The organism is Nocardia wallacei (genome assembly GCF_029868745.1).
Taxonomy (GTDB): Bacteria; Actinomycetota; Actinomycetes; order Mycobacteriales; family Mycobacteriaceae; genus Nocardia; species Nocardia wallacei_B.
In genome coordinates, this window is the sequence record NZ_JARWOP010000133.1 from 18403 (window position 1) to 27706 (window position 9304).

Annotated in this window: 7 protein-coding genes; 6 read left to right on the top strand and 1 reads right to left on the bottom strand. The window is 67.0% G+C overall.

Features of this window, described 5'->3' with window-relative positions; genetic code table 11:
• The first annotated feature begins 5 nt into the window (after positions 1–5).
• The 6 genes from QH470_RS10985 to QH470_RS11010 are packed head-to-tail and all read left to right on the top strand — an operon-like array spanning position 6 to position 8065.
• On the top strand, positions 6–269 hold the full coding sequence (locus QH470_RS10985; RefSeq protein WP_187684214.1) for a hypothetical protein: 264 nt from the start codon (positions 6–8) through the stop codon (positions 267–269).
• Entirely contained in the window at positions 266–796 is a 531-nt protein-coding gene (locus QH470_RS10990) for a hypothetical protein (RefSeq protein ID WP_280272203.1), read from the top strand. Before QH470_RS10985 ends, QH470_RS10990 begins: the two co-directional genes overlap by 4 nt.
• The gene (locus QH470_RS10995; protein ID WP_280272204.1) at positions 796–3315 is read left to right on the top strand and encodes an ATP-binding protein; all 2520 of its coding nucleotides are present in this window, start codon (positions 796–798) and stop codon (positions 3313–3315) included. The genes QH470_RS10990 and QH470_RS10995 overlap by 1 nt, the downstream gene beginning before the upstream one ends.
• Positions 3312–5903, top strand: coding sequence for a hypothetical protein (locus QH470_RS11000; protein WP_280272205.1), 2592 nt, complete (start codon positions 3312–3314; stop codon positions 5901–5903). The genes QH470_RS10995 and QH470_RS11000 overlap by 4 nt, the downstream gene beginning before the upstream one ends.
• A 6-nt stretch (positions 5904–5909) precedes the next feature.
• The gene (locus QH470_RS11005) at positions 5910–6830 is read left to right on the top strand and encodes an NlpC/P60 family protein (protein ID WP_280272206.1); all 921 of its coding nucleotides are present in this window, start codon (positions 5910–5912) and stop codon (positions 6828–6830) included.
• 59 nt (positions 6831–6889) lie between these two features.
• A complete protein-coding gene (locus tag QH470_RS11010; RefSeq protein WP_280272207.1) occupies positions 6890–8065 on the top strand; it encodes a transglycosylase SLT domain-containing protein in 1176 nt (391 codons plus the stop codon).
• A 13-nt stretch (positions 8066–8078) separates the two neighbouring features.
• On the opposite strand, the gene QH470_RS11015 is transcribed toward QH470_RS11010, so the two are convergent.
• Positions 8079–9304: C40 family peptidase (locus QH470_RS11015; RefSeq protein ID WP_280272208.1), on the bottom strand; the 1226-nt coding region annotated here is incomplete at its 5' end.

A 9304-nucleotide genomic window follows, 5' to 3' on the forward strand; every position in this document is an offset into this window, starting at 1 on the left:
GTCACATGGGCACTCAACTCGGCATCATCCTCGAGTACATCCTGGAAACGGTGCGCTGGCTCGGGATGATCATCATCGCCATCGTCGGCATCGGCCTGCTGATCTCAGAGGGCGCGAAGTCGAAACTGTCACCGAGCAAGATCCTGATGGTCGCCGGATCGGCGATCCTGGCCGCCGTGCTGCTGTGGATCCTGCCGACCCTGATCAACTATGCGCGCGTCGACGCCAACAACGTGGTGCCAGATCACCCGATCGGGAGTTACCGTTGACCCAGCTGATCAAGGTATACACCCCGGTCAAACGGGTGCCGACCATGGTCGGCAAGGCACAGAACGGGCAGAAACTGCCGTTCGGGCCGTATACCTTGCCTCAGGTGGTGGGCGGCGTGGTGCTCATGCTGATCACCTCGGTGTTCGCCATGACACTGCCGCTGAATCCCGCGGTCACCTTCATCACCGGCACGATCGTGACCATCGCCGCGGTGTTCGGCCTCGGTTTGGTGCCCTATACGGGCGTGCGGATGAGCTCGCGCATTCTGTGGGTGAGCCGGTTGCTCGTCATCCGCAAGCCCGTCTCGGCGTCCGGCATGCCGGTGTCCGAGGAGTCCGCGCGGCACACCATGTTCATCGAGGAGAGCGTTGTGGTGATTCTTCCCGACCGGGAAAGCCTCGCGGTCGAGGTGGCCGCACCGCCGACGACCGTCTACGAGCCGGCGGCGAGCATTGTCGAAAAATGGAGCGCCGTGTCCAAGCGGGTGTCGAGCCCGAGCGGCGTATCGGTTGAAGGGCAGGGTTGATGGCATTCGAGCGGGAGCTACAGCCCACGGCGGCTATTCGGGGCAATCTCCAATTCACGCATTCCGGTCTCGTCACCGCGACCTATTTCATTACTCCCCTCGGCTACGGTCTCCGTAAGGAGAGCGATAAATACGATGTGAAGGCCGCGCACCACGCGCTGATAAACAATCTGCCCAGTGGCTCGCTGCTGTTGGGAATTCAGGCGCGGCTCAATACGCTCGATGTGCTGAGCAAAATGGTCGAGGGCGTCGATCTCGACGAATGCGAGGATTACGCCCTCGAGGTCGTCTCCTCCTATGAACGGGTGCGTGCGATCTCGCCGCAGACCCGGCTGCACCTGCTCACCATCCCGGTGGGCACCACCGGTTCCGCCATCTCCGGTCTGTCGCGAGTGTGGCGCGGGAGTGCCACGACCGTGGACACGTCGGCGATCTCCCGGGGCGATCTCGAACAGTACGACCAGAAGGCCAAGGAGATCCTGTCGCGGATCGGCGCCGACTTCGAGCCGACGCCGGTGCCCGCGTCGTTGTTCCAGTGGTTGTGGGAGCACTATCTGTCGCGCGGCGCGGGCGGCGATCCGGTCGCTCCGACCCGGGCCGGCATCCTGGACGACGCGACCGCGGCGGTGTTCCGTTCCGCGGCGCTCGACGAGGGCGCCCAGTCCGACAGCAAACGGCGGCTGCGGCCCTCGTTCGTTCCCGTGATCAAGGTGGTCCAGCCCGAATTCGATTACTGGCCTTCGTATCAGGCGATGATCACGCCGCATTCGTTCCCCTACGCGGGCATGACCTTTCCCGGGGGCAGTGAGTTCCTCGCGGTGCTGGAGGGCTTCGACGACGTCACCGTCGACTGGGGCATCCGGGTGTCGACCAAGCCCGCCGAGCAGGTGCTCAAGAACAACGAGTTGAATCTGCGGCGGCTCGGCGAACAGATGGATCAGCGCGACCAGGAGGTCTCCTTCGCGCAGAACACATTGATGTCGAAGGCGCAGACGCTCGGCGAGTACAACCACCACTTCGAGGTCAACGGCGGCGAATCCGAGGTCTCGTTCACCACCGTGATCGCCGTCGGCAGCCCGTCGCACGACGCGACGATGGACGCGGTGAACAAGATCAAGCGTCGCTACAAGCGTTTTCAGGTCGAGATGACCACACCGCTGGGCGCGCAGGTCGACCTGTGGTCGATGATGATTCCGGGCAGCCCGCCTCGACGGGCGTACGAGGATTTCGCGCATATCGTCCCGTCGGACATGTGGGCCGGATTCGTCCCGTTCACCACGAGCCAGATCGGCGACGACAGCGGGCCGGTGATCGGCGTCAATCTGCTGTCCGGGAATTTCGAGCCTATTCATTTCGGGATCATGGAAGCGGCCCTGCACGACCTTTCCGCATCGTTCGCGGTCACCGGCGAACTGGGCTCGGGCAAGTCGTACTTCCTGAAACTGATGGCGGTGCTCGTCCACGATATGGGCGGGCAGTTCCTTGCCATCGATCGCAGTCAGGTCGGGGAGTGGGAGCATTTCGCGTCGTCCATCGATGACGCCGTCGTGATCGATCTGAGCAATCCGTCCGTCTCCCTGGATCCGTTGCGGCTGTTCCCGCGGCGCGTCGCGGGGGAGCGTGCGCTGGACTCGATCCTGCCGCTGCTGGATCTCTCGCCGACCAGCGGCGCGGGCGCGGCGATGGGAAACCTGCTGAGCCAGAAGGGCATCGAGGAACACGGCATCCGCAGCATGCTCGATCTGTTCCACGTCGTGCGCCGGATACGGGACGAGGGCCGGTACGGGGAGGAGTACTCCGACCTGGCCGCCCGCCTGGGCACCATCGTGGACCGGATGCCGGTGCTGTTCGATCCCAAGCTGCCCACGCTGCGGCTGGACGCCGCGGCCACCGTGGTCCGCAGCCACAATCTGACGCTGCCGTCCGCGGAGGAACTCACCACCCCGCACCTGTACAACCGGCTGCCGCTGACCAAACGGCTGGGCACCGCGCTGTACGAGCTGGTGGGCGTCGCGGCGCGGGACGCGTTCCTCACCGACAACGGACGGTTCGGTCTGCTCGTCGGGGACGAGGCGCACCACTTCACCCAGACTCAGGTCGGTGGCGCGGTGACCTCGGACTTCAGCCGTGACGGACGTAAGCACCTGGCCGCGATCGGGCTGGCGTCGCACGATCCGGCGACCGACTTCCAGGGCGCGGCGCACAACCTGATCCCGAACCGCTTCGTGTTCCGGCAGCGCGACGAAACGCTGGCGCGCAACAGCCTCGAATGGCTGGGCGTGGACCTGACCGAGGCTCCCTTCCTGCTGCAGGTGCTGCGTGAGGAGACGTCGCCGCCGGTCGGGCAGGGGCGGCAGGTTCCCGAGGAACGGCGCGGTGAAATGTTCATGCGGGACGCGCTCAACCGAATCGGCCGGGGGAAGATCCTCGGACCCGCCCGCGAAGACCGCGCCGAGGCGATCGGTAGTACGCCCGAGGTGATGCGGAAAATGGTGCCGGAACGGCAGGCCGTGTCATGAGCGCGATCGGCGGTCTCGATCGCCGGATGGAGGACGAACACAGGCTGCTGGCCTGGCAGTTGGCCCTGTTCGACAGCCGCCGCTGGCGTCCCTCGGAGCTGTGGCGGCGGTTCGTCGGATGGACCGCTGTCAGCCGGCGGCGCTGGTGGACCGTGTGGTCGACGGTGGTCGTGTCGGTGCTGTTCGTATTCCCGATGATCATCGGCGCCGTCGCGACGGCGCAGACCAATACGATTATCGATACCGAAAGTCATACCGAGCCGGGCAACAGCGGCTTGAGCTGGATGAACATCCGCGATTCCAACGGTGTGCCGCTGTCGCGATACCAGCTGGTGACCGATCACGGCAGCCTGTTCGAGCCGGTGAACACGGGCATATCGATCATCCTCAACCTGGAGTTCGCGGGCTGGAGTGTGCTCGTCACCTCCTCGATCTGGTTGATCGGCTGGGCGCTGAGTTTCCGGTGGCTCGATGTCTTCAGCTCGGCGCTGCACGGTGTGGCGGTCAATCTGACCGGGCAACTCGCGACTCCGCTGATGCTCATCACGGCGGCGACCGTCGGCGCCTTCTTCGTCGCGTATTTCGTGAGTCGCGGTTTCTATACCAAGGCGACGCTGCAGGTCGTCACCATGCTCGTGGTCGCGATCGTGGGCACCCTGTTCCTGGCCGAGCCGCTCGGCGAGGTGCTGGGCTCCAACGGGTGGCTGGCGCAGGGGCGCAATCTCGGCATCACGGTGGCGGCGGGGCTCAACGGTAAGTCGAATCCCGATCCCACCGCACTGGTGGCGACCATGCAGGCCGATCTCGCCGATAATTTCGCGCGGCGGCCGCTGCAGGTCTGGAATTTCGGTCACATCGTCGATCAACGGCCCAGTTGCGAGGCGATGTGGTCGGCGGGCATGAATTCCGGCAACGACGATCGGGTCAAGAACGGCCTGAAGGCCTGTGGCGATGCCGCGGCGTATGCCGCCGCCGGCAATGCCTCGGTGAGCCAGATCGGTGCGGGGTTGATCCTGCTGCTCTGCGGCGGGGTGCTGTTGTTGTTCGCGGTGTATCTCGCGCTGAAGATCATCAAGGCGGCGCTGGACGCGATCTACCACGGGTTCATGGCGATCGTCGGGTTCGCGGCCGGTGGATTCATCTACGGCCCGACCCAGACCTTTCTGATCCGCAATGTCGCCGACGGATTCATCGCGGCCGGGAAGATGGCCGCCTACACCGTTTTCCTGGGCTTCTATGTGTTGTTCCTGGGCAACCTGTTCCGCCAGGCGCAGGGCCAGGAGATGGCGGTCTTCTTCATCGGCGCCGTGGTGATGATCGTCGCGATCATGCAGTTGAACAAACTGAGCAGCAGCCTGGATCACGGCAACGACTGGGTCGCCAACCGGTTCGCGCTCGCCACGCAGGGTGCGCTGGCCCGAGGTGGCGGTGGCGGTGGCGGCGGTGGTGGCGGCCGAGCCATCGGTATGGGGCAGGTCGGCACCGATCACCACATGCACGGTCTGGCCACCTTCGCCGCGGTGAGCACCGTGGCGAACTCGCCGCTGACCGAATGGCTGCTGGGCGGGCTGCCCGGCTCCTTCCATCCGCAGTCGCGGCTGAAGGCGCAGATGGCCAAGGCGCAAGGTGGCGTCTGGGTGGACGAGGCCCGGATGGGTGGCCTGGACGGCATGTACAACTCGTCCTACCTGAAGTGGCAGCAGGTCGGTCAGCAATACGGTTTGGACGCCGAGGTCTACGGCGGTATGGACACCATCCTCGGCACCGCGGCGGGCGTTCAGGGCGTGCTGGATTCCGGTGGCACCGTCGCCGACGTCATGGGCGCACATCGCCGTGCGGGCGGCAAGAACGAGAAGATGGCGCTGTACGGGGCGCGTTCCCGACAGATTGTCGACACGATGAGCAAGAACGAGGCCTTCACCGATGCCGACCTCTCGCTCATGGTCGCCTCCGTCCAACGCGCGCAGAACTCCTCCATCGCCTTTCTGAACCGTGCTCAATCCGGACAGAACTTCGGCAGGATCGATGCGGAAGAGGTCGCGGCCGACTACGCGACCCTGCGCCAAGCTGTCCGCGTCTACCGGCGCACCAGACGCGGTGGTATCGATCTGGACGGCGGAACGAACGCTGGTGCGCAGACCGAATTCGTGCAGCGTTACATGCGTCGCAATGTGGGCCGGGACGTCAAGGACGACATGATCAAGTCGTTGAACGACGTCGCCGGTGGAGGGCCGGCTTCCACCGCGGACGCGCTGTTGCGCGGCGGCCACATCACCGGCGCGGAGCATCGGATGCTGAACAATCTCACCCCTGAGAACGCGGAACGCATGCGGCGCTGGGTCGTCAACGAGCACGCCAAGGATATGGAAGAACTCGTTGCCGACAGAAGTCGCGGCCTGATAGCCGACGTCACCGACCAGCAACGAATGCGGAACGTCCGGAACGAACTCTACGAGACGATCCAGACCCAGAACCGATTGACGGAATCCACCAAAGCTCCGGCGCTGTCGGTGGTGCCGAGTTCGGGCAACCCCAGCCATTCACGCTGGCGCAGCGGACTTTCCGATGTGGCGAGATTGCTGAGGTAGATCCCGATGCTCAATCGCGTGATCATGCTTTCGATGCTGGTGGCATTGATCCCCACGTGGGGGTGGATCGTCGTCCTCGTGGTCGTGGTGATCATTCTCGTCATGTTGCTGGTGGTTCTGGTGACCGGCAGCACCACCGAGGCGTTGTCGTCGGACTTCCATTACCAGTGCGACAGCGCGATCGGGCCCGAGTCCGCGGTCGTCCGGACCGCGGAGCCGGTCCCGGGCGGTGACGAGTCGCGGTATCCGACGCAGACGCCGTCGGCGGCGGCGCCGACGACGAATCCCTATGCGAGCCTTACCGTCGCGCCGGACGACAAATCCGTGTCCCCCTGGCAGCGCACCTGCCTGACGGCGATGCGGGCGGCGCCGTATCAACTGCCGCCGTTGCGCGGGTACAACGACGGGTCGGCCCCCGAGTGTGCGCGGCAACTCGCGCTGGGCAGGCTGCAGGGCGGTGGGTCCGCCCAGGGCGCGAACGGCGAATCCGGTGATGCCGCCCTTGCTCGGTCGGTGATCGCGCAGGCGTCGGCCGCCGCCGTGACCGGGCGCTGCGGTGCCGGTGGAACGGCCGACCAGGACAGCGACCGGTCGGCGGCCGCGGCGGGGGGCGGAACCGCTCAGGGCAGTTTCGGTCCGGGTGGCTGCGCTGCCATCACCGGCGGCGCCGAGGCCGCGACCGTGGTGACGCTGCCCGCCTCCGTAGCCGGGCAGGCCGCGTGCGGCCAGCGCGTGGCGATGGCCGCGATGTCGGCGGGCGATCTGGTGTTCTGGGATTTCCAGGACAACGCGCCTACCCGGGTCGGTGTCGCGGTCGGCGGGACACAGCTGGTCACCGTCGATCCCGGCACGGGGCAACCGGTCGAGCAGTTCGTCCCGGCGACCGCCGACGTGCGCGTGAAGCGCGTGCTGCGCGGTGTGTCGTGAACGGCGCACGGTTACGCCGGCGAAGACGGCGCCACGGCGGATGAACGGCGAGGCGGCAGATGGTTACGGAGCGCGAGGGGCCTGATCCCAGAGGCGGCGACCAGCCGGACGCGCGCGCGAGCGTCGCTGTCGCCGAGCCGCGCCGCGACCGCGACGGACGGAAGCGGACCCCGCCCACACCGGCTCCCGCCGCGTCCGCCGCGGCCAAGCCCGCCGCGGCGTCGAACACCACCGCCGCCACGAACAATGGTTCGGCGCCCGCCCAAACCCCTTCCGCCGCAGCCGCTTCGGCGGCAGACGGCGCGGGCGCGGCCGCGGCGTCCATGCCGATGGCGGCAGCGGCCATGGGTGCGCTGGTCGCCATCGCGGCCCAGTACGGTTCCGGCGAGCCGGGTCAGGCCGGGCAACCCTACGCACCACCGCTGTTGCCGCCCTCCGATGCGCCTACCGGGCCGGTGGCCTGGGACAACGCCGTGAGCCGGAGCTATACGGCCGGAGACCAGGGCCGCGCGGGAAAGGGCGACGCGATGGGTCACCTCAACGCGGAGCTGTCCCGGCTGCTCGGCGGCGCCGCCGACGACACGACGGCCGGTCGCGCGGCGGTCGCGGCCATCATCGCCGAAACCGATGCCGCGCTCACCGCCCTGGGGCCGGTCGCCAACACCGCGGCGGGGCAGCGCCAGGTGATCGAGACGCTCGGCAACGCGCTGCATCGTGCCGGGTCGGTGCTCGGACAGGGACAGGCCTCGACCGCCGTCACGGCCGAACAGGTGACCGCGCTCGCGAATCGGTATGTCTCCGAATCCAGTCCGACTCGCGCTCCGCAGACGATGCGCCGCGCGGGCGCTGCGGGGGGACCGCCGTCGGGACTTCCGTCGGGCAATACCGGCGTGTGGATCAACCAGGCGTTGCACATCCTGCAGCAGCACGGCTACGACGTCAGGCAGATCGATCCGTCCGCCATCGCGGCGATCATTCAGCACGAGTCCAGCGGTAATCCGCATGCGATCAATCTGTGGGACAGCAACGCCGCCGCCGGCCACCCGTCGAAAGGGCTCATGCAGACCATCGATCCCACGTTCAACGCGTACGCGCTGCCCGGTCACCGCGACATCTGGAATCCGGTCGACAACATCATCGCCGGGGTGCGGTATTCCATCGCGCGCTACGGCTCGGTGAGCGACGTGCCGGGTATCGCGCAGATGCGCGCGGGTGGGTCGTACGTGGGTTATTGACGCCGCGAGAGGGTCAGCTCGTCCAGCGGCTGGCGTAATAGCTGCCCGGTAGGGACGTCACCTGGACATTGGCACCGGCGTGCGGCGCCTCGACGCATTTTCCGTTGCCGATGTACATCATCACGTGGCCGGGATTGCCGCCGTTGTACTGTGCCGCGGGGAAGATCAGGTCGCCCGGCTGAATATCCTGAGGCCGGACCTTCGGCAGCTGGCGGTACTGGTCCGCCGCGACGCGCGGGATATTGACACCGGCCGATCGCGCGGCGTATTGCATGAGCCCGGAACAGTCGAAGGAATTCGGCCCCTCGGCGCCCCAGACGTACGGATCGCCGACCTGGGCCAGCGCCTCCTGGATCGCTCGCTGGGCTGCCGGTGACCCACCACCGGAGACGGAGAGGGCCTTGGGCGTGTAGTTCTGGCCTGCCAGGTTGTAGATGTACTGCTTGGTGAGTTCGTTGATCTGCGCGGTGGTCGCGGACGAGGATGCGTGTCCGCCCGTGACGATCTTCTCGGCTTTCTGCACGGCCACGGTGAGGATCTGGTGCACGCGCATCTGACCCTCTTTGGTGTAGGCGGCGGGCCCGAGTTCCGCGAGGGCGACATCGACTTCACGCAGCAGCTTGTTGACGGCGGCCTTGTCGAGCGAGTGATTGCCCGCGAGGCTTTTCATATAGCGGACGAGTTGATTGTCCAGATTATTGAATGCGGTGGACACGGTGCGCTGGTAGAGACGGCGCAGCTTCACCGCCTTCGCCGTGGATCCGGTTCCGGTCGGCCGGGATCCGGCTTCGTCGGCGAGTTGTTTCGTCTTCGGGCTGAGCGGGTCGCCCTCGCCGTAGACCGATTGCAGTTTCTTGAGCACCGCGATCGCGTGCTGCGCTTCGGGGGAGAGCTGCCCGTTCCCACCGGCGGCCGCGCCGCCCGTCCCCGCGCCGCCGGTTCCGGTCGAGCCGCCCGTTCCCGTCTGCCCGTTCGAGCCGCCGCCGTTGAGTCCGGACAGTGCGGACGCCAGCATCGGCAACATCGTCATGGCCATCGCCCCGGCCGAGAGCGCGGCCGGGGCCAGTTCGGCGAGCGCGTCGAGGTCGGGGCCCGGCTCCTCGGCGGGTGGTGGTGCGGCGGCGGGCGGGGGTTGGGGCAACTGCGTCGTCGCGCCCTGGGGGGCAGCGGGATTCGGTGGCGGCGCGGTCGTGGGCCCGCCGGCCCGGGCCGCGGGGGGTGGGCCCCCCGCCGGTGTTT

What these genes read in the sequence shown, in the direction of transcription:
- QH470_RS11010 (WP_280272207.1), top strand. Translation starts at nt 6,890, where the DNA reads ATGGTTACGGAGCGCGAGGGGCCTGATCCCAGAGGCGGCGACCAGCCG.
- QH470_RS10985 (WP_187684214.1), top strand. Translation starts at nt 6, where the DNA reads ATGGGCACTCAACTCGGCATCATCCTCGAGTACATCCTGGAAACGGTG.
- QH470_RS11005 (WP_280272206.1), top strand. Translation starts at nt 5,910, where the DNA reads ATGCTCAATCGCGTGATCATGCTTTCGATGCTGGTGGCATTGATCCCC.
- QH470_RS10995 (WP_280272204.1), top strand. Translation starts at nt 796, where the DNA reads ATGGCATTCGAGCGGGAGCTACAGCCCACGGCGGCTATTCGGGGCAAT.
- QH470_RS11000 (WP_280272205.1), top strand. Translation starts at nt 3,312, where the DNA reads ATGAGCGCGATCGGCGGTCTCGATCGCCGGATGGAGGACGAACACAGG.